Genomic DNA, 19,987 nt, shown 5'->3' with positions numbered 1-19,987 from the left:
CCGCACTGGCGGCATCGGCGGTGTGTTGCTGCACCATGGCGGTCACGTCCGAGGCGAACTTCACCACTTTGCACAAGCGCCCGCTGGCGTCGTAAACCGGGTTGTAGTTGGCTTCGAGCCACACTGTCTGGCCGTTTTTATCCACCCGTTCAAACTGGCCGCTGAACATTTCACCCTGGTTCAAGCGCTTCCAGAAGTCGCTGTAGGTCGTGCTATTGGCCAACTCTGCGGTGCAGAACAGGCGGTGGTGTTGGCCCTGGATCTGCGCCAGTGTGTAGCCCATGCGCTGCAGGAAGTTGGCGTTGGCCGTGAGGATGGTGCCGTCAAGATTGAATTCGATCACCGCCATCGCACGGCCAATGGCCGCCAACTTGGCATTGGCTTCGCTTTCAGCCTGCAGGCGCGGCGTGACGTCCATGGCGTACTTCACCACTTTGATGACCTGGCCCGTGTCATCACGTACCGGGTTGTAGCTGGCCTCCAGCCACACTGACTGGCCATCGCCCGCCACCCGTTCAAAGGTGCCGGACTGGAACTGGCCATTGCGCAGATTCGACCACAACTGGTTGTACTCTGGGCTGCGGGCGAACACCGGGGTGCAGAACATACGGTGGGACTGGCCCTCGACCTGCTCGGCGCAGTAGCCCATGGTCTGGAGGAAGTTGGCATTGGCCCGCAACACCGTGCCGGACAGGTCGAATTCGATCACCGCCATGGAGCGCTCGATGGCACCCAGCAGGCTGGCCTGTTGGGCGACGGTGTGTTGCAGGGTACTGACGGTTTTTTTATGCGCGTTGAATAGCATGTTCGGGTGCTCGGGCAAGCAAGCTTCTGGGTTTCCTTGGATATTCGCCTGCCCCCGTAAGGCATTCGCTATACGGTTGACGTGCTCATTGTCAGCTTCCTTGTGCCGACAGCGGGGGGTGGAACAACGGGTTCAGAGTGATCAGCCTGGCAAGAAGTTCGCCTCAGGGGCAGGACCTTTTTTGGGTTGCCGATAAGTGGTGGCATTATGCTTTCTCCTCGCATGCAGGCACGAAGATTCAGACGAGGAGTCGTAGGACAACCTCAGGCGGAATGAGCGATTACTTCTTCGCTGATATTGACCCGATTACGTCCGGTGTCCTTGGCAGCATACAGCGCCCGATCCGCCGCATTCAGCCATGTGGCGGCGTCGGTGAAAAAGGGTTGGAAATCGGCCAGGCCGATGCTCAGGCTCACGCGCAATTCCGGGATCTGCGGGTTGCGGTAATTGCTGAAAGTCTCGCGCATGCCTTCCATGACCTGGGCAGCCTGTTCCAAGGGCATCTGCGGAAGAATCACACAGAACTCATCGCCCCCATACCGCCCGGCCAAGTCGTTTTCCCGCAGGTTGCGCCGCAGCTCCAGGCTCAGTTGCCGCAGGACCGCGTCACCGACAATATGGCCGTGGGTATCATTGATTTGCTTGAAGTGGTCGATGTCGATCAGGGCGATCGTGGCGTGGCTTTGCTGTTGCTGGCACTTGTGGAACTTGAGGTGCAGCAGGTCTTTCCACGAGCCGTGATTGAGCAGGCCGGTGAGACTGTCGATGCGGCTCAAGGCGCTGAGCGCGCGTTTGTGTTCAGACAGTTTGATTGCCAGTTGATAGCAGACCATACCGATGGCCATGGGGTAGAGCGTCAACATCGGCAAGCAGGCGTAGACCTGAACCAGGCTGACCGAAGGGTTGAACTGCAAACCGAACACCACTGCACCCATGGCGGCGCCCAGCACTTGGGCCACTGCGCCACGTATCAGCAGGCGTTTGCCACCGGCAGCGACATTATTCATGGCGACCATCGACAGGAGGGTCACGGTGGTCAGCGGGGTGAAGTGCAACGTGGCGGCCCAGAACCCGCTGAACACTGCGTCATACACCAGGTTGCGTTGTTCGGCGTCGTAGGGGAATTTGGAGCGGGTTGCCAGCTGATACGCCAGGTGTGGCCAGACAAAACCGTTGATCAGCAACAGGGCCCATAACCAGCCTGGCTTACCCAATGGATACAGAGCCGCTATCACGCTGACGCAGCACATCGCCGTGCCAATGATCCTTGGCTTGTAGATACGCCTGGCAAAGGAAAGCCCCTTGCCTTGTCTGTTTTCCATAAATTCCTGGTTCAGCTCTTTTTGCAGATACGACGACACGCGTTCGCAGGGTTAACCATTGATCGGGTACTACCTGTGATTATTGTCAGTTATTCACGTGGGAATAATCAGTGTCCTTCCAGGCCATTTGCGCAAAACGGAGGGCGAATGCGTCAAAAACGACCCGGAGTGTCGTTCACACAACAGGTTTTTATGGCTGGCGGGACGGCGTTATTTCGTAGCCGGCCAGGAACAGGTCAATGGCCGACTCGATGACACTGGCCTGATTGGCGGCGTCCAGCACCGGTTGGCCCAAGGTGATCTGCGGCCAAAACGCAAACGCCTTGAGCAGGCTCTGAATCTGGTGCGCGGCGAAAGCCGGGTCACTGCAATTGAGTCGCCCATCTTCCTGGGCCGCGCGTACCCATTGGGTAAAACCTTCTTCGCGTTTGCTCAGGCGGGTGACCATGTCTTGGGCCCGCTCCGGGGAATGGATGGTGGCAGCGATGGCAACCCTGGCCAGGTCGAGAAAATTGGCGTCCGCCATCATCTTCATCTTCGCCTCCAGCAAGCCGCGCAACTGTTCGCGCAAAGGGCGGTCACTGGCGTAGCTGACGTCGAGTTGCGCAACGCTGCTGGCCCAGAGTTGATGGAGAATTTCGGCAAACAACTCCTCCTTGCTGGGGAAGTGGTTGTACACCGTACGCTTGGAAACACCGGCGGTGGCGGCGATCCTGTCCATGCTGGTGACCTCGTAACCGTTCTCACGAAACTCTGCAATGGCCGCGCCTACGATGGCTTCGCGTTTACGGTCGGTGAGGCGTTGAGGGGCAGTCATGGGTAGTGGTCGGCTCTTCAAGGGAAATTACACTCAGTAGTTTACTTGCTCCGGATTTTGTTGCAATCTTGAAACTACACTGTGCAGTGTAATTATGAGCGGTCTGTAGGAGTCACCTTGTAATGGCCACGATCTCGTCCCGTGTCGATTCTTCGCCGACAGCGCCCAAGCATGATCAGGGGCACTTCAGTAACGACGCTCCCGTGCAGCAGGGGGGCTTCGGCAAGACCTTGCGTATTTTCTGGAATATGCTGTTCAACAAACCGCGCAGCACCCGGCCCGAGGGGCAGATCCCGGTGCAATCACTGACCCACGAGCAGTTGCTTGCGGCCCCGGATCACAGTGTGTTCCGCCTCGGGCATTCCACCGTATTGCTGAAAATGCGCGGCAAGTTCTGGGTCACCGACCCGGTGTTCGCCGAGCGCGCTTCACCGTTCAGTTGGGCCGGTCCCAAGCGCTTCCATCAGCCCCCTATCAGCCTTGAAGCGTTACCACCGTTGGAAGCGGTGATTCTTTCCCACAATCACTACGACCATCTTGACCGCAAGGCTGTCGTCCAACTGGCCGAAAAAACCGGCTATTTCCTTGCGCCGCTGGGCGTGGGTGACATCCTGGTGAAGTGGGGGGTGGAGGCCAGCAAGGTGCGCCAGCTTGATTGGTGGCAGGGCACCGAGGTGGATGGCATTCGGTTTGTCGCCACGCCTGCGCAGCATTTTTCCGGGCGTGGTCTGTTTGATGCCAACCAGACGCTGTGGTGTTCCTGGGTGATGATCGACGGTGCGCGGCGGATCTTTTTCAGCGGTGATACCGGTTACTTCAACGGCTTTAAACGTATCGGTGAGCAGTACGGCCCGTTTGATCTGACACTGATGGAAACAGGCGCTTACAACGTCGATTGGCCTCATGTGCATATGCAACCGGAACAAACCCTGCAAGCCCACATCGACCTTAAGGGCCGCTGGTTGCTGCCGATTCACAATGGCACTTTCGACTTGGCGTTCCATGCCTGGCACGAGCCCTTCGACCGCATCATGGCCCTGGCCTGGGAGCGCAACGTGTCGATTACCACGCCACAGATGGGCCAAGCGTTCAGTTTGAACCAACCTGAACGTGGGGTCGCGTGGTGGTTGGAGGTAGAAACCCCAGGCGCTCGAGAGCATCTCGCTGGCTGAAGGCAGGCACGTCGGAAAAAAGGAGTTTTCCGGGTGTTTCCGAGCGGTTCCAGACCTCGGATGAGAGTGCGATGATCCTTCGGAAAGTCATTTTTCGGGGGGCTGTTCAGATGGACATCAAGTGTAAGAAAAATTCGCAGTTGGCTGCGCTTTGTCGATTGGGGCTAGCGTCAACTGTACCGCCAGAAAGTTTCGGCTCGACAACAACGTCAGCTGTCGCCTGCATCGACCCAGCGAACGCGCGCGGTCGTGGTGTTGTTTTCGACATGGCTGCCAGCACTGATTCGCACGTGACAGCCAGGGTGCCTATCCCAGGCTATGACGCGCCTGCCCTCCCTTTAAAACCCGTGCGTGATCCGTCTTTATCGCTGATTGGCTTGAGTGGCATCGATCCCTCAGGGCCGATCATGGTGGAGGTGCCGCTGGTACAGAACAACAGCGCCTTTACGGCAGACCGCGTGCAGAATGAGTGGCGTGTGGGGTTTGCTGAATGCTACGAGCGAGGCGTTGATCACGAACCCATTGAGCACAGCCCGCTCTTTTTGAGGGCGCTGGATGTTCTGCGTCTGGCCGGGGCGCAATTGGTGCCGGTGCCTGCACAGCGCGCGAATGACAGCCTGGCGCTCGGCCTGCACACGGGTAACGAAATCGATGGGCTGATCACGCGGTTCCAATTGGATGCGCTGGTATCCGACAGCCACAGCGCGGCGTTTCATGAGGCTTGCTGGAGTGGTTACCCGGCGCTTGGTGAGCCACTCGGGGAGGCAACGTTATGGTTCTATGGTGCGCGCTGGTCGAAGGATTTGCTGCCCGCCCTGGTACAGGGATACCGCAGCGTCCGCCGCTTGCAGGAAGTGTAAGGCTGGCTACCTGGAGCGCTGAACAATCCTACTGTGTGAACGACGTGCGTCGCGCTGTCGGGGAGGAGAGAGGTTTTTAGACTGGGGCACGGATCAATGCTGGTCCTTCGTCGTTTCCTGCTTCCCGAAGAGGTCTTATGTTCTCTATTGCACATGGCATGGGTTCCATCATCCGACAACTCGTACAGTCCGTCGCTGGGGATTATTTGTCGGCTGCTCCAAAATCGGTCTCCCCGGGTAGCGAGTACCTCAGTGTGAGTGAACTTGGCGCGCAAATGTCCACGTGTGGCGGCCTGACATCGGCCAACTTGGTCACTTACCTGCAGGAGCGGATTCGCAAACTGGATCCGAAGCTGAGTTCCGTCATCGAGCTCAACCCTGAGGCACTTGAGAACGCGCGCAAGTTGGATCGTGAGCGAGCCTGCGGCAAGGTACGCGGGCCACTGCATGGCATTCCTGTTTTGCTCAAAGACACCATCGAAACCGCAGGTATGCAAACCAGCGCCGGTGCATTCGGATTGGTGGGCGCCGCGGCCGGCAAGAACGCCCCGTTGGTTGAGCACCTGATCAAACAGGGCGCGGTGATCCTTGGTAAAACCAATATGAGCGAATTGGCTGGATTTCGTGGTGGTCCCGATGGCTGGAGCAGCCGGGGCGGGCAGACCCGTAACCCGCATCATCCGGATGCCGATGTCGGTGGCTCCAGTTCAGGATCCGCCGCCGCTGTCGCGGCAGGCTTGGCACCCCTGGCGGTGGGGGCGGAAACCAATGGTTCGATCATTGTGCCGGCAGCGCGCAATGGTGTTGTCGGGCTCAAGCCCAGCGTGGGTCTGCTGGACCGCAACGGCATTGTTCCCGCGAGCCAGCGTCAAGATTCACCGGGCCCGATGGCTCGCTCAGTGTTTGATGCCGCGCTGATGCTTAACGCTATGTCAGGCAGCGATCCCCAGGACCCGGCGAGCGTGGGTGCCCCCCAAGGTATTGATTACACTGAATTGCTGGTACCCGGCGCGTTGAAAGGCAAGCGTATCGGTTATCCCGCGACGTTTTCTAACAATGGCGAATCCAGCCCCGTGGTGAACACTGTGCAATTCACCCGTGCACTCGAGGTGCTTCGTGAACAAGGCGCGGTGTTGGTGCCGGTCAACATGCGCCTGGCTGATGCATCACGCTGGGAAGAGTTGCTGCTTGCAGACGTGAAAGAGGAGTTGAATGCTTACCTGGCCAAGCGCTCAGGGTTGCCAGTCAAGTCTCTGACTGAACTGATCAGGTTCAACGATCAGCGCGATGGCAGCGCCTCGGACCATCAGCCAGTGCTCAGGGATATCAGTGCCTCAACCCTGACGCCGGAGCAGCGCAAGGTACTTTGGGATGCGCTGATCGAGGATTTTCGCAGTACCGTGGATGACCCTATCAGAGAACATAACCTTGACGCCATGGTGTCGGATTTCGAGACCTACAGTTACTTCGGTGTCGCAGCGGCCGGCTATCCGGGGATAGCCGTGCCTTCCGGAACGGATGAGGACGGCCTACCGACCAGTGCCTATTTTTTTGGTACCCGCTGGGCAGAACCGACCTTGTTGGCGGTGGCCCATGGGTATGAACAGGCCGCTCGGATAACTATCAAGCCGAAGCTTTGAGACCGTAGCGTGGGGCAGGGTTGCGATGTGAAAGGTTGGGACCCAATGCCAAGCGCGCTGTGTCGTACGCGTCCCGGTCCAGGCTATCGGGCAACGACGGGATAGCGACTTTCTCACCCAGGGCCAGCCCTGCCAGTGCGGCATCCACCAGGTTTTCCGCGCTCATGACCATGGTGTCTGGCAGTTTGCCCACCGGTAGCCCAGCGACATCCCAGAACTCGGTGGCAGTGGCTCCCGGCAGCACCACTTGCACCGTGACCCCCTTGTCGCTCATTTCATGTTCAAGCGACTCGCTGAATGCCTGCACAAAAGCCTTGGTGCCGCCGCACACGCCATTCAGCACTTTTGGCGCGACCGCTACGATCGACCCGATGTTTATCAGTGTTCCACGACCTTGGGTGACAAAACTGTCGCGGCAGCTTTCGCCAACCATCGACATCATCGCCTGCGAAACCGGCTTCGGCGACCCGGAGCGTATGCGCCGCGCCTTCCTACGTGCTTTCGGCCAATCGCCGCAAATGATGCGCCGGGCGCTGCAACTGCAGGCTTGAGGCATGCGGGGTTACCCTAGCGCAGCATGATGCATGGCCGAAGAGGCTGATCCGCCCAGCGATACGGCTGGACTCTAGGCACCATTCGGTTGAGGCGTTGTTGAATCAAAGGATGCCGGTGTTGTGCCAATCAGGCGAGCGATGATGTTTTGTGCTCCGGGCCCGGATGCAGCGGTATCACACCTGCGCACACTCATCCCCCATCCCGGCGCAAACCCCGGGAAAAACACCAGCCCTTCAGCTTCCAGCCGAAACGCCAATGCCAAGCGGGTTTCATCGCCAACGTCATGTTGGCTTTCAAACTGTTTAACCGCTTCCACGTCAACACCCGCCTGGCGGGCCAGGTCTTCCCGACTCCAGCCCAGCATCGCGCGGGCCTGCACGCTGTGCTTGGCGGTGAATTGATGCAGGACGATCTGCTGTTCTACGAAAGAGCTCATTGCCAGAGAGGACATGGGGTTTCTCCAGGATTCGACGGGAAGGCAAACTATACTGTTTTTTTGTACAGTTGTTTTGACCGCTCATCAACTGGATTTTACTGACCTACTATTCCAACCCCGTAGCCTCGCGAATAATCAGGTGGTCCAGGTTCTCGATATTCGCACTGAACACCCCAAACGTCTGCGCGGGGTTTTTCTTGCTTGGTACCTGTTTCAGCTCTGGCGTTACCCCATAGAAGAAGCAATACAACGCCCGCTCACTGTCTACTGCCGCCTTGATCTGCTCCAGGAACGCCGTGCGTTTGCGGTAGTTCTCGATGAGTTTTTTGCTCAGGTAGACATTCACGGAATAAGGTTTTTTATCGAGCCACACCTTCTTTTCGAAATCGATGCGCAAACTGCTGGTGTAGTTCTTGATCTCCTTGATCTTGCCCCAGTAGATCAAGCCTTTGTTGTCCTGCAGGTATTCGATCTTTTTGAAGAATGCCCAGTAGGTTGCGGTGTGGTCGCCGATTTTCAACGGTATGGACTTGAGTTTGTCCTTATCGTCGATGTTGGACACGTAGCATTCCACCGGGTGGGCGAAGACACTGGTTTTACCTGGCATATTGTCGTTGGTGCTGTGGGATTCAGAACCAGAGGTTGAAGATGATTTCGCTGGGGCTTGTGGGGCATTTGCTCGCGTACCTGTAAGCGGCGTTTTGCGCTCGTACTGACGACGCGTCAGCACAAACTCTGATGGAAAGTTGTCCTCACGTTCGTCGTCACTTTCACCTGCCGCGGTCTTGTGCGTGCTGGCGTAACGACAACCGTCGATATGCCGGGTACTGGTCTTGTTCTTGAAATGCGGCGTGCGCAGGTAATTGACGTTCTTGGCGTTGAAGGTGCTCAGCGCGTTGCCGGTATCAAACGCTGCACGACATTCATCGTTGGGGCATAGGAAATAGTCTTTGTCGGAGTCGAAATCGGCGGTTTCGTCGAAATTCAGCTCCCGTACGTCGTAGATCGACAGCTTGTCATCGAGACTCAGGCTGTAGGCCGTGTCGAATTTCATGGGGCTCGGGTCCGTGAGAGGTTTCGCTATTAATAGCGGGAACCTGCGTAAATATCAGCAAGAACCTGCCACCCGTCGCCCGCTCAAGAAACACAGCGTACCGCCTACCGCCGTCAATCCGGCCAGCGCATAAAACATTGTGGTGGGCGGTGAGTTGATCAACAGATAGCCACAAATCACCGGGCTCAACGCGCCACCAAAGGCCGCCAGGTTCTGCGCGCCGTAGTAACTGCCCCGTAGTGATTCGGGGGCGAGGGTATCGATAAACAGGAATTCGGACGGGAAGATAATCATCTCGCCCAACGTGAACACGAACATCGCCACACACCACGACAGCAGGCTGTCGGCCTGGCTGAAACCGATCAGGCCACCGATGAACAATGCCGTACCCAACAGGATCCAGTACCGCAATTGCTCACGCTTGAGGAAGCGACCGATCTGGTATTGCAGCAACATCACCGTAATCGCGTTACAGGCCAGCACGGCGGACAGAATCTTCAGCGCATCATCCGGTTTGTGAATCACCAACAGGAACTGCGACAGATACAAGGTGTAGCGGCCATGCACGATGGTGCTCAACAGGCTGCCACCGGTGAACAGCACCAGGCTGCGGTCGTTGCGCAGGGTTTTGAGGGTGGTGAGAAAACTCAAGGGTTTGCTGCTTTGATCACGCTGGGTAGGCGCAATGCCGATCATCAGGAATACGCTGATAAACGCGATGGCGCTGGACAGCATGAACGGCAACAATGGCATCTGCCCGGCAATCACCACGCCCACCATGGGGCCTGTGGCATAGCCGATATTGGTGAGGGTGTAGCGCAGGGAAAACACCTTGGCGCGCTGCTCCACTGGCAGGTTCTCGCTGATGATCGCCTTGGAGCCGATCAGGAACAGCGCCGATGCCGACTCGGTGATCACCAGCGTCAACGTGGTGAGGTAAAGGTTCGTGGCAAAGGTCAGTAACAGAAAACCGATGGAGCTGGAGAGCATTGCCAGGATCAGCAGCTTGCGCTTTTCCATGCGGTCGATGACGTAGCCGCCATACAGGCCCATCAAGGTGGCGGTAAACACCGCGATGCCCATCAGCAAGCCGATATCTTGCTGGTCGAGGCCCAGGCGCCGGCTGAGCAGCAAGGTCATCAAGGGACTGGTCATGGCCCGGCTGATGACGATGGTCAGCGAGCAAATCATCAGTCGGCGGATTACCAGAGAGTAGGTGGCCACGGTGGGGCGAGTATCCTTATTATTTTCCAACGCAACACACATCAAATGTGAACACCGATCAAATGTGGGAGCTGGCAAGCCAGCTCCCACATTTAGCTCGAGTTACTGGCCGGAGTTGATGGTGATTTTTTCGACCGCACCTTGCTCCAGATCCCACTTCTTGAGGATCTCGCCGTACGTCCCATCATCAATCATGCCCTGCAACGCCTCACTGATCGCGGTGACCAACTCGGTGTTGCTTTTCTCGACTCCCAGCCCGGTGAACTGCTTGGAAATCGCCAAACCCACCGGCTTGTATTTGCCTTTATCCAACGACATCAAATAAGGAATCGTCTCGCTGCCCTGCATCGCCGCATCCAGCCGGTTCTGCTGCAACTGTGCCCGTGCGTCCGCCGAGCCTTCGGTGCCGATCACCACGATGGCCGGCTTACCCGCCGCTTCGCAGTTTTCCTTGCTCCACGCGGCAATTTCAGACGGCCAGGTGGTACGACGGCTGGTGCCGACTTTTTTACCGCACAGGTCAGTCAATTCCTTGAGGTCTTCATGCTTGGCCAGGGTGTAGAGCTGTGGACCGCTGGTGAAGTAGTCGATGAAGGTCACGGCCTTCTGGCGTTCGGCGGTGTCGGTCATGCCCGACAACACGATGTCCACGCGTTTGGTGGTCAGGCCGCTGAGCATCTGCTCGAAGCCGGTCTCCTGCCATTTGATCTTCACGCCCAGGCGCTCGGCCAGGGCGTTGCCCAGGTCAAAGTCCAGGCCGGTGATCTTGTTGGTGGCCGGGTCCTTGAAATCCATCGGCGGATAGTTCGGCACGATGGCCGCGCTGATCTCGCCCTTGTCCTTGATTGCCGCCGGCAATGCCGCGAAAACAGCGGAGGAGGCCATCAGGCCTGCGAGCAACGTTGGGATAAACAATTTTTTCATGGGGGCGTTCTCGTTTGTTTTTTAGTTAAGTGCGAACGGCAGAAATAAAGCTTTGGGTGCGCGGGTTTTGTGGGCTTATTAGAATTTCTTCGGGGCTGCCGGCTTCCACAATCTGGCCGGCATCCATAAACACCATGCGGTTGGAGACTTCGCGGGCGAAGCCCAATTCATGGGTGACCACGATCATGGTCATGCCGGTGGTGGCCAAATCGCGCATCACCGACAGCACTTCGCCTACCAGCTCCGGGTCGAGGGCTGACGTGGGCTCGTCAAACAACATCAACTTGGGTCGCATCGCCAATGCACGGGCAATCGCCACACGTTGTTGCTGGCCGCCGGACAACTCCACCGGATAAGCATTGCGCTTGTCCGCCAGGCCGACGCGGGCCAGCAGTTCCAACGCATCTTCGATGGCTTCCTTGGGCGAGCGCTTGAGCACCTGGCAGGGGCCTTCGATGATGTTCTGCAACACGGTCATGTGTGGGAACAAATTGAAGCGCTGGAACACCATGCCGGTGGCCAGGCGCTGGCGGGCGATCTGCGATTCATTCATTTCATGCAGTTTGTTGCCGACGACGCGGTAACCCACCAGTTCGCCGTCGACCCACAGGCCGCCCTTGTCGATCTTTTCCAACTGGTTGACGCAGCGCAGCAGGGTGCTTTTACCAGAACCCGACGGGCCGATGATGCACATCACTTCGCCTTGCTCGACCTCGATATTGATGTCGCGCAGCGCGTGATACTGGTCGTAATACTTGTTCAGGTTGACGGCCTTGACGATGCTTCTCATGGGGCAAATCTCCTCAACCCAGACTTACGAACGCTTGCCGGCGCCGCGGGCAAAACGGCGCTCGAGGCGGCTTTGACCAAATGAAAGAACAGTCACCACCGCCAGGTACCAAATGCCGGCCACAATCAGCAGCTCCATGACCCGCGCGTTGGCGTAGTAGATGTTTTGCGCGTTGTGCAGCAGCTCCGAGTACTGGATCACGCTGGCCAGGCTGGTCATTTTCACCATGCTGATGAATTCGTTGCCTACGGGCGGAATGATCACGCGCATCGCCTGCGGCAGAATGATCCTACGCAACGCCTGCAGGCTCGGCATGCCAATGGACTTGGCGGCTTCGTATTGGCCGGTGTCGACCGAGAGCAAACCGGCGCGCACTACCTCGGCGGTGTACGCGCCCTGGTTGATGCTCAAACCGAGCAGGGCGGCCACAAAGGGCGTCATCAGGTCGACGGTGTCGATGCTGAAGAGGCCGGGAATCGCGATCACCGGGAAGATCAGCGCCAGGTTGAACCACAGCAGCAGCTGCAGAATCAGCGGCGTGCCGCGGAACAGCCAAGTGTAGGTAATGGCCACGTAGCGCAGGATCGGATTGGCCGACATGCGCATGATCGCCGTGATCACCCCGATCACCACGCCCAGCGCCATGGCCAGGATCGACATGACGATGGTGTTGACCAGACCCCAGAGGATGGCCTCAGACGTGAGGAACTGACCGATGTAGGACCATTCGATCTGACCGTTGGCAAACGCACGCAACAGCGCGGCCAGCACGATCACGATCAGCGTGGCAAAAAACATCCGCCCGTAATAGCGACGCGGCACGTGCTCGTACTGCGTGATATCGAACTGGTTCTCGGACAACTTGCGCTCTATTTCCAAGCGCTCGGCCGGGGTTGGGTTCATGGTGATTCTCCAAAAACTGATGACGCTACTACTGATGTACTCGGTCCAAATGTGGGAGCGGGCTTGCTCGCGAAAGCGTCAGCCCCAGCACCACACCTCTGACAGGCTTAAATCCGAAAGCCCTGATAGCTCTCAGCCCACTGCTGCTGTGCAGCCAATGCAATCTTCAACCGCCCAATCTGCTCCCGCACACGCTCCGGCGCCGTCCCACCCCACCCACTGCGCGCCGCAATCGCCGCCTCCAGGGTCAAGCAGTCCCGCACCTCAGGCGTCAACCGAGCATCCACCTCCGCCAACATCGCCGGCGAGGCTTCCCACAATTCAATCTCATGCTTCTCACAGGCCTGCACCAGGGCGCCGGTAATCTCATGCGCCTCTTTAAACGGCACACCACGCGTGGCCAACCAGTCCGCTACCTCAGTTGCCAAGGTGAAGCCCATCGGCGCCTGACGCCGCAGCTCTTCCACCTGTACCTTCATGGTCGCAACCATTCCAGCCATCGCCGGCAACACCAGCAGCAACGTATCCACGCTATCCAACACGCTGTGTTTGTCTTCACTCAAATCACGGTTGTACGACAGCGGCAACGACTTGAGCGTCGACATCAGCCCCGTCAGGTTGCCGATCAACCGTCCAGCCTTGCCCCGTGCCAGTTCGGCAATGTCCGGGTTCTTTTTCTGCGGCATGATCGAACTGCCAGTGGCGTAGGCATCGTCCAACACCACCCAACGAAACTGCCGTGACGACCATAGGCACAACTCTTCGGACAGGCGCGAAATATTCACCCCGAGCATGCCCGCCACAAACAGAAACTCCGCCACATGGTCACGGCTGGCGACGGCATCGATAGAGTTTTCGCACGGCCCGGTGTAGCCCATTTCCTTGGCCGAATGCTCAGGCTGACGGGCAATCGCAGAACCCGCCATCGCGGCAGCGCCCAAAGGCGACAAGGCCGTGCGCGCATCCCAATCCACCAGACGTTGCACATCCCTCAACATCGACTGCGCGTGAGCCAGCAAGTGGTGAGCGAACACAATCGGTTGCGCCTGCTGCAAGTGGGTGAAGCCGGGGCAAATACTTTCCACATGCTGCTCAGCTTGGTCCACCAGCGCCTGCTGCAAACCCAGCACTTCGGTGGTGATGATGCGCGCATGATCCCGTAGGAAAAGGCGGAGGTCATTGGCGGTCTGGTCATTACGCGAACGCCCAGCACGCAACTTGCCGCCCAAGGCGCCCAGGCGCTCGGTCAATACGCGTTCGATAAAGGTGTGTACGTCCTCGTCATCCAGGGTCGGGTGCAAGCGGCCGGCGACGAAGTCATGGCCGATCTGGTCCAGGGCTTCGAGGGTGCGCAAGGTCTCCGGCTCGTCCAGCAACCCGGCGCGCTGCAACTCACGGGCATGGGCACGGGAGCCGGCCAGGTCGTAAGGCGTCAAGCGGAAATAGCGCTCAGGGCAACGGGACAACGCGGCCAATGCAGCAGACGGACCGGTCTTGAAACGAGCGCCCCAAAGGCGGTCGGTGGGCTGGGACATGGGTATTCCTCACGCTTGTTTTTAGAAGAGTCGGAGGCAGTAAAAATAAGGTTTCAACGAGACTGAACCAGCGTCTGACGCGCTGTATTCAAGGTTGCCAAGGGCGGATGTTTATGTTCATTATCGCCGCCTGGCTATGTTCAAGGATTGGGTTGAAGCCTGTTGAATATGGCACTTGAGGTCAACGCGTATTATGGAAACTCCACTTTCCACTTCTGGAAACCTGGCGCCAAAACCCGGCACAAGACCGCCCCTGCAGTTGAGCGGGCTGGACTTCAAATTGCTGCGCGTGTTTATGGCCGTGGTCGAAGCGGGCGGCTTCAGTGCCGCGCAAAACGAGCTGAACGTGGGGCTCGCGGCCATCAGCAAACAAATCTCCGACCTCGAGATTCGCATCGGCATGCGCCTGTGTACGCGGGGCCGGGAAGGGTTCGGGCTGACCGAAGAAGGCAAGTTGGTGTATCAGGCGTCCATCGAGTTATTTACCTCAGTGGACAGTTTTCGCGACAAGCTTAGTTCGGCGCAAAACGAGCTTATTGGCGACCTTAGTGTGGGCGTTATTGATAACACCGTCTCCGATGTTAATTCCCCGCTGATTGCCGCGTTGGGGAAGTTACATAGCGAGTCGCCGAAAATCAGATTACGGCTACACGCCTCACAATTGGACGAAGTTGAGCGTGGCGTGGTCGAAGGGCGGCTGATCGTCGGCATCGTGCCGGTGTACCAGCGCCGCGAAGAATTCGATTATTTCCCGCTGTATGAAGAAAAGGCCCACGCCTACTGTGCCGTAGGACACCCACTCTTCGACGCAAACGACATCACGCCCGAGGTCTTGCGCCAATACGAAGTGGTGAACCATCGGTATGCGATCCACCGCGACAAGGCCAACTTCGTCAACTATGACAGCCAGTCCGCCTCGGCCTCACAAGTCGAAGCCGTCGCGATCCTGATCCTTACTGGCAGTTTCCTCGGCTTCTTGCCCGAACACTACGCCATGCCCTTGGTTAGAGAGGGGCGCCTGCGCGCACTGTGCCCGCAGCAAGTTCACCTGAGCACAGCCTTCAACCTCATCCTGCGCCACAACGCCCCGCGCAGCCCGATGGTAAAAGCCTTCGCCACAGCCCTGGGCATAGACCTCAAAACCACTGCATAGACCTTCTGCCAAACACGGATCTGGGCTTGGCGAAGATCAAATGTGGGAGCTGTCGAGCTTCAGAGAGGCTGCGAAGGGATCGACTCGGTTTCCCTGTCGAGCCCACGACCTCATATCGCATCTCTACGGACCGTTATCGTTTTCAACGCGGATAGCCGATTTGTTAGCGAATTTCAGAGTGCATTAGCATTTTCCTGATAGTAGGAAGCAACAAGCAGCTATCAGGAGGGTGAATTGGATGATTGACCCCTAGTCCCCCATGCTAGTGCGCTACGAAAAGACATTCGTCGGACAGCTGCCATAGAGCTATGCAATAGAGCATCCTCGATCTATCATTCTTCTTGGTCTTTCCCTACCCAGAGAGGTGTTCTCTATGTCTTCTGGAACCATCTTTACTAACAATCGGACGCAAAATATCCGCATCCCTGCCGACATGCGTTTTCCTGCGGGAGTGAAAACTGTCGAGGTCCGTGCTGTAGGGAGAGAGCTGATCATTTCGCCTGTGGAAAACACTTGGGACAGCTTTTTTCTTGCCAGTGAATCGGTATCTGAGGATTTTATGGAGGAGCGCGCTGATCAAACCCAGCAAGAACGAGAGTCCTTTGATGATTAAGTACATGCTTGATACCAACATCGTGATCTACATCATCAAGCGTCGGCCGATTGAGATACTGGAGAAATTCAACGCCAACGTAGGGCGCATGGTGATCTCTTCAATCACCCTCGCAGAGCTGATGCATGGCGCAGAAAAGAGTCAGCTTGTAGAAAAAAACACGCGCGCCGTGGAAGACTTCTCTTCCCGGCTCGATGTCCTTAGCTACGACGACAAGGCGGCTTTTCACTACGGCTCGATCCGTTCAGACCTGGAGAAAAAGGGCACGCCTATTGGCGTCAATGACCTACACATTGCCGGGCACGCTAGAAGCTCAGGCTTGGTGTTGGTGACTAACAATGAGGGTGAGTTCAAGCGCGTAAATGGCTTGATTGTGGAAAACTGGATAGGCGCCTAGCGAGTATCTGGCCAACCCCACCCGCATCACCGCTGCAAACGAGCCCGCTTCTTCTTCGCATGAAAATGCCGAAAATGCGCATCCTGCGCCGCCGCCAACAACTCCCGATCCCCACGCGTATCGCCCCAGGCCCGCAGCCGGTACTCGCCCAAATCCCCATACACCGCTTCAAGTCGCAGCACCTTGTTCTCACAGCGGCAGTTGTTCCCGGTGAGCTTACCGGTCAACACCCCGTCGACCACCTCCAGCTCAGTCCCAATCAACTTGATCCCGAGCCGATTCGCAAACGGCTGCAACACCAACGCCGGCGACGCCGAACACAGTGTGACCTCCGCACCGGAGCCCAACTCCTGCTCCACCGAAAGCACCCCCGCCGGGCGCATCAACCGCGCCCAGTTGCGCTGGCAATACTCCTCGGCCTTCTGCTGCACCCACGTCTTCTGCACCCCAGTCATAAAGGTGCGGATCAACTGCGCCTTCAACTCATCCCGGCTGATCTGCCGCACCAGAAAGCGCAGCCCCGGCACCGCCAGCTTGACCATCCGGCCATAGAACTCACCGGGGCCAAAGGCAAACTTGAGGAAGGGCACGAAACTGTCGTGGTGGGTGAGGGTGCCGTCGAAGTCAAAGACGGAGAGTACTTTGGCGTCAGCGGGGCCGGCTTCGAGCATGTCTGGGTTCACGGGTTGGCCTCGGTCCTATCTAGTATTTTTTGAGTGTGCATCAGGTGTGACAGCGGGAGTTTACTCCCGTGCCAATCTTCCGACTTTGGCGTAAAGCCCTTCGGTGAAGGCATCCCGGTCACTCGACCGGTGACAACGCTGATGGCAATTGGGGCACAAGGCTACAGCATTGGTGATGCGATCCGAACCCTTCTGGGCGAGGTGTTCAGCCTGATGTGCTTCAAAAAGTGGCAATTCGCTGGGCACAAAAAAGCCCTGAACACGTCAGGGCTTCATGGGGTTGTTCGGCTTAGGAATCAATCCCAGCTCAGCGCGCCGCCAGTCTGGTACTCGATCACACGGGTTTCGAAGAAGTTTTTCTCTTTCTTCAAGTCCATAATCTCGCTCATCCACGGGAACGGGTTGGTAGTGCCTGGGTACTCTTCTTTAAGGCCAATCTGCGACAGGCGACGGTTGGCGATGAACTTGAGGTAGTCCTCCATCATCGCCGCATTCATCCCCAACACCCCACGCGGCATGGTATCGCGAGCGTATTCGATCTCCAGCTGAGTCCCTTGCAGGATCATCTGGGTCGCTTCTTCCTTCATCTCGGCATCCCACAAATGCGGGTTTTCGATTTTGATCTGGTTGATCACGTCGATACCGAAGTTCAGGTGCATCGACTCGTCGCGCAGGATGTATTGGAACTGCTCGGCCACGCCGGTCATTTTGTTGCGACGGCCCATGGACAGGATTTGGGTGAAGCCGCAATAAAAGAAGATGCCTTCCAGCACGCAGTAGTAGGCGACCAGGTTGCGCAGCAGCTCTTTGTCGGTCTCGACGGTGCCGGTTTCGAACTTCGGATCGGAGATCGAGCGGGTGTATTTCAGGCCCCAGGCGGCTTTTTTAGCCACCGATGGAATCTCGTGGTACATGTTGAAGATCTCGCCTTCATCCATGGCCAGCGATTCGATGCAGTACTGGTAGGCGTGGGTGTGGATCGCTTCTTCGAAGGCCTGGCGCAGGATGTACTGGCGGCACTCCGGGTTGGTGATCAGGCGGTACACGGCCAGCACCAGGTTGTTGGCGACCAGGGAGTCGGCGGTGGAGAAGAAGCCCAGGTTGCGCATGACGATACGGCGTTCGTCGTCGGTCAGGCCTTCGGGGTTTTTCCACAGCGCGATGTCGGCGGTCATGTTGACCTCTTGCGGCATCCAGTGGTTGGCGCAGCCGTCGAGGTACTTTTGCCAGGCCCAGTCGTACTTGAAGGGTACAAGTTGGTTGAGGTCGGCGCGGCAGTTGATCATGCGCTTTTCGTCAACGGCGACACGGGCGGAGGCGCCTTCGAGTTCGGCGAGGCCTTCGGCGACGTCGAGTTTGTCCAGGGCGGCCTTGGCGCGCACGATGGCGGCGGAGTCACTGGCGGTGACGGCGCGGGCTTCGAGGGCGGCTTTGGCGCCGTCGCCGTCGAGGCGGTCCATGTTGGCTTCGGTGGCGTGGCCGGCGTTGGCGCCTTTGGTGGCTACTTCGCCGTCTTCTTCTTTGTCGAATTCGTCCCAGCTCAGCATGACGTGTCGTCTCCTGCGTGAGGGCTCAAAGGTACCCGTGTGAAACCGGATGGTTGGGTGTTCACACGGCCCTGAGGCCGCGGTGGATTTTAAGGAATCGTTTGTTGCAGCTAGCGCACGCATTAAACGGAATAGGGTTACGGGTGGTCTGCGTGAGGCTTGAGGTGCGGAGCGGTGTTTGCTTGCTCCTGCGGGAGGCCTCAGGTCTGGCTCTTCATCCCAGTGTAAAGGGATATTGCAGGCCCGATTTACCCGCGCATTGTAGGGGAAAAAAACCGCTTTGTGTTGAGGCGGATAGCCACAGTGGTCGGCCAAAATGCGAGTGCTTACGGCCAGAGTATTGGTTTGCAAGGGTTTGCTGCGTCAGGATTTTTTTCGCGAATGTGGGTAGCCTCCGACCGTCGGCAAAAAAGCCATATGCCTTGCATAGGGTTAACTGTGCCTCTACATTGCATATGTCAAGCATATGCAGGGGGTTTCAGTCATGCGCACAGTCTCAATTTTCAAGAACGGAAGAAACCAGGCCATTCGGCTCCCAAACGATATGGCTTATGAAGGCGTTGGTGAACTCGAAATTACTCGCAACGGCGACACGATCACCTTACGCCCCGTGCGCCCGAGTTGGACGTCGTTTGCTGAGTTACCTAAGGCGGATGAGGATTTCCTCCAAGAGCGCCCCGACGTTATAGGCGATGAGGACCGGTTCAATCTATGACGACCTACATGCTGGATACCTGCATTTGCTCATTCATCATGCGTGAGCGGCCTGAGTGTGTGTTGAATCGGTTGTCGGCGGAGGTAGCGCGGAATAACCGAATCGTGATTTCGGCCATTACGTATTCGGAAATGCGTTACGGGCAAATTGGTAAAAAGGCTTCGCCCAAACATAAGGTGCTTGTGGATGACTTCGTCAAGCGGCTTGATGAGGTGCTGCCGTGGGGGCTGGCAGCAGTGGATGCGACCGTCAATGTGAAGCTCAGTCTTACTGAGATGGGGTTGGTTATTGGTCAGAATGACACTGCTATTGCAGGGCATGCGATTGCGGCGGGATGCATTTTGGTGACCAACAATGTCCGCGAGTTCAGTCGCGTGACAGGTCTGTCTTATGAAGACTGGGTTCACTAGCTGGGTAGGTCTTTACACGGCGGGTGTGGCATCTATCGCTATCGGGGGGCAAGCCCCCTCCCACATTGGGGCGGGGTCGTGCTTGGGGTCGGTTCTTTGCCGCAAGAGCGATTTCTTGCGGCGAATAACTTCAAACTAACCAAGTTATTACCCGTTAGAACAACCATTGCCCATCACGTGGTAATTAAGAATATGACGCTGACCTTGTGAGTCTTCATATTCCATCTTCACCGGTACAACTTCGCACACTTCCGGAATATTGCTCATGGACACTACTTTGGCAACATCCAAGTGGGTGCTGTAGGTGTAATTCTCAACGATCGGGGTGTTGCGGCCCGCTACGTCAGTCGGGGCTTCGTCGGCCAGGGCGGCGGTGGCGCACAGGCTGCTGAGGGCCATAACTACTAAAGCTTTCATTTCTCTATTTACCTT

At 57.4% G+C, this 19,987-nt stretch carries 21 protein-coding genes and 3 pseudogenes; 9 read left to right on the top strand and 15 right to left on the bottom strand.

From position 1 onward, the window contains the following. Nucleotides 1–37: 37 nt before the first annotated feature. From LVW35_RS29240 to LVW35_RS22240, 3 genes and pseudogenes are all read right to left on the bottom strand, one after another. A pseudogene (locus LVW35_RS29240) lies at nt 38–805 on the bottom strand (PAS domain-containing protein); the annotation flags it as partial. 263 nt (nt 806–1,068) lie between these two features. Beyond that, nucleotides 1,069–2,127, bottom strand: a complete 1,059-nt coding sequence (locus LVW35_RS22245; RefSeq protein ID WP_233892053.1) for a diguanylate cyclase — start codon at nt 2,125–2,127, stop codon at nt 1,069–1,071. Between the two features lie 190 nt (nt 2,128–2,317). Continuing rightward, complete coding sequence (locus LVW35_RS22240; protein WP_233892052.1) at nt 2,318–2,944, bottom strand: TetR/AcrR family transcriptional regulator; 627 nt, start codon at nt 2,942–2,944, stop codon at nt 2,318–2,320. A gap of 122 nt (nt 2,945–3,066) precedes the next feature. On the opposite strand from LVW35_RS22240, the gene LVW35_RS22235 reads away from it, so the two are divergent. The 3 genes from LVW35_RS22235 (at nt 3,067) to LVW35_RS22225 (ending at nt 6,616) form a co-directional block, all read left to right on the top strand. After that, on the top strand, nt 3,067–4,116 hold the full coding sequence (locus LVW35_RS22235) for an MBL fold metallo-hydrolase (protein ID WP_233892051.1): 1,050 nt from the start codon (nt 3,067–3,069) through the stop codon (nt 4,114–4,116). A gap of 110 nt (nt 4,117–4,226) precedes the next feature. After that, nucleotides 4,227–4,976 carry a hypothetical protein gene (locus LVW35_RS22230; protein ID WP_233892050.1) on the top strand — a complete coding sequence of 250 codons (750 nt, stop codon included), beginning with the start codon at nt 4,227–4,229 and terminating at the stop codon, nt 4,974–4,976. A gap of 137 nt (nt 4,977–5,113) precedes the next feature. Continuing rightward, nucleotides 5,114–6,616 (top strand): amidase family protein, encoded by a 1,503-nt coding sequence (locus LVW35_RS22225; protein ID WP_233892049.1) that lies wholly within the window; start codon nt 5,114–5,116, stop codon nt 6,614–6,616. On the opposite strand, the gene LVW35_RS22220 is transcribed toward LVW35_RS22225, so the two are convergent. Continuing rightward, on the bottom strand, nt 6,600–7,049 hold the full coding sequence (locus tag LVW35_RS22220; protein ID WP_233892048.1) for an SDR family NAD(P)-dependent oxidoreductase: 450 nt from the start codon (nt 7,047–7,049) through the stop codon (nt 6,600–6,602). The genes LVW35_RS22225 and LVW35_RS22220 overlap by 17 nt on opposite strands. On the opposite strand from LVW35_RS22220, the pseudogene LVW35_RS22215 reads away from it, so the two are divergent. Beyond that, nucleotides 7,045–7,167, top strand: a pseudogene (locus LVW35_RS22215) (GlxA family transcriptional regulator); the annotation flags it as partial. The gene LVW35_RS22220 and the pseudogene LVW35_RS22215 sit on opposite strands and share 5 nt — an antisense overlap. Nucleotides 7,168–7,241: 74 nt before the next feature. Here LVW35_RS22215 and LVW35_RS22210 read toward each other — a convergent pair. From LVW35_RS22210 to argH, 7 genes are all read right to left on the bottom strand, one after another. Next, entirely contained in the window at nt 7,242–7,622 is a 381-nt protein-coding gene (locus tag LVW35_RS22210) for a helix-turn-helix domain-containing protein (protein ID WP_233892047.1), read from the bottom strand. Nucleotides 7,623–7,713: 91 nt separating this feature from the next. Then, nucleotides 7,714–8,661 (bottom strand): hypothetical protein, encoded by a 948-nt coding sequence (locus LVW35_RS22205; RefSeq protein ID WP_233892046.1) that lies wholly within the window; start codon nt 8,659–8,661, stop codon nt 7,714–7,716. A 54-nt stretch (nt 8,662–8,715) separates the two neighbouring features. Next, nucleotides 8,716–9,885 carry an MFS transporter gene (locus LVW35_RS22200; protein WP_233892045.1) on the bottom strand — a complete coding sequence of 390 codons (1,170 nt, stop codon included), beginning with the start codon at nt 9,883–9,885 and terminating at the stop codon, nt 8,716–8,718. 102 nt (nt 9,886–9,987) lie between these two features. Next, the gene (locus tag LVW35_RS22195) at nt 9,988–10,809 is read right to left on the bottom strand and encodes an ABC transporter substrate-binding protein (RefSeq protein ID WP_233892044.1); all 822 of its coding nucleotides are present in this window, start codon (nt 10,807–10,809) and stop codon (nt 9,988–9,990) included. 25 nt (nt 10,810–10,834) lie between these two features. Next, entirely contained in the window at nt 10,835–11,599 is a 765-nt protein-coding gene (locus LVW35_RS22190; protein WP_010208290.1) for an amino acid ABC transporter ATP-binding protein, read from the bottom strand. A gap of 24 nt (nt 11,600–11,623) precedes the next feature. Next, a complete protein-coding gene (locus tag LVW35_RS22185; protein WP_233892043.1) occupies nt 11,624–12,502 on the bottom strand; it encodes an amino acid ABC transporter permease in 879 nt (292 codons plus the stop codon). Nucleotides 12,503–12,609: 107 nt separating this feature from the next. Next, complete coding sequence (argH, locus tag LVW35_RS22180) at nt 12,610–14,037, bottom strand: argininosuccinate lyase (RefSeq protein WP_233892042.1); 1,428 nt, start codon at nt 14,035–14,037, stop codon at nt 12,610–12,612. Nucleotides 14,038–14,230: 193 nt separating this feature from the next. On the opposite strand from argH, the gene LVW35_RS22175 reads away from it, so the two are divergent. The 3 genes from LVW35_RS22175 (at nt 14,231) to vapC (ending at nt 16,200) form a co-directional block, all read left to right on the top strand. Further along, entirely contained in the window at nt 14,231–15,190 is a 960-nt protein-coding gene (locus tag LVW35_RS22175) for a LysR family transcriptional regulator (RefSeq protein WP_233896534.1), read from the top strand. A 373-nt stretch (nt 15,191–15,563) separates the two neighbouring features. After that, entirely contained in the window at nt 15,564–15,803 is a 240-nt protein-coding gene (vapB, locus tag LVW35_RS22170) for a type II toxin-antitoxin system VapB family antitoxin (RefSeq protein ID WP_080589294.1), read from the top strand. Continuing rightward, the gene (gene vapC, locus LVW35_RS22165; protein ID WP_043205781.1) at nt 15,796–16,200 is read left to right on the top strand and encodes a type II toxin-antitoxin system tRNA(fMet)-specific endonuclease VapC; all 405 of its coding nucleotides are present in this window, start codon (nt 15,796–15,798) and stop codon (nt 16,198–16,200) included. Before vapB (LVW35_RS22170) ends, vapC begins: the two co-directional genes overlap by 8 nt. 26 nt (nt 16,201–16,226) lie before the next feature. Here vapC and LVW35_RS22160 read toward each other — a convergent pair whose 3' ends face one another. The 3 genes and pseudogenes from LVW35_RS22160 to LVW35_RS22150 all read right to left on the bottom strand — a co-directional run bounded on the left by LVW35_RS22160 (nt 16,227) and on the right by LVW35_RS22150 (nt 18,430). Beyond that, nucleotides 16,227–16,871 (bottom strand): HAD-IB family hydrolase, encoded by a 645-nt coding sequence (locus tag LVW35_RS22160; RefSeq protein ID WP_122728393.1) that lies wholly within the window; start codon nt 16,869–16,871, stop codon nt 16,227–16,229. 72 nt (nt 16,872–16,943) lie between these two features. Beyond that, nucleotides 16,944–17,114: pseudogene (locus LVW35_RS22155) on the bottom strand (HNH endonuclease); the annotation flags it as partial. A 65-nt stretch (nt 17,115–17,179) separates the two neighbouring features. Then, nucleotides 17,180–18,430: a ribonucleotide-diphosphate reductase subunit beta gene (locus LVW35_RS22150; protein WP_233892041.1), complete on the bottom strand. Its 1,251-nt coding sequence runs from the start codon at nt 18,428–18,430 to the stop codon at nt 17,180–17,182. A gap of 484 nt (nt 18,431–18,914) precedes the next feature. Here LVW35_RS22150 and vapB (LVW35_RS22145) point away from each other — a divergent pair, with 484 nt between their 5' ends. Further along, on the top strand, nt 18,915–19,145 hold the full coding sequence (vapB, locus tag LVW35_RS22145) for a type II toxin-antitoxin system VapB family antitoxin (RefSeq protein ID WP_233892040.1): 231 nt from the start codon (nt 18,915–18,917) through the stop codon (nt 19,143–19,145). After that, nucleotides 19,142–19,555, top strand: coding sequence for a type II toxin-antitoxin system VapC family toxin (locus LVW35_RS22140; RefSeq protein ID WP_233892039.1), 414 nt, complete (start codon nt 19,142–19,144; stop codon nt 19,553–19,555). The genes vapB (LVW35_RS22145) and LVW35_RS22140 overlap by 4 nt, the downstream gene beginning before the upstream one ends. 147 nt (nt 19,556–19,702) lie before the next feature. Here the strand turns inward: LVW35_RS22140 and LVW35_RS22135 are convergent, their stop codons facing one another. After that, on the bottom strand, nt 19,703–19,972 hold the full coding sequence (locus LVW35_RS22135) for a DUF2790 domain-containing protein (protein ID WP_233892038.1): 270 nt from the start codon (nt 19,970–19,972) through the stop codon (nt 19,703–19,705). Nucleotides 19,973–19,987 lie beyond the last annotated feature (15 nt).

It is taken from the genome of Pseudomonas sp. HN11, assembly GCF_021390155.1.
In the GTDB taxonomy this organism is placed as follows: Bacteria; Pseudomonadota; Gammaproteobacteria; order Pseudomonadales; family Pseudomonadaceae; genus Aquipseudomonas.
The sequence above is the reverse complement of the archived record's forward strand: the minus strand, read 5'-3'. Positions and strand labels throughout refer to the sequence as shown.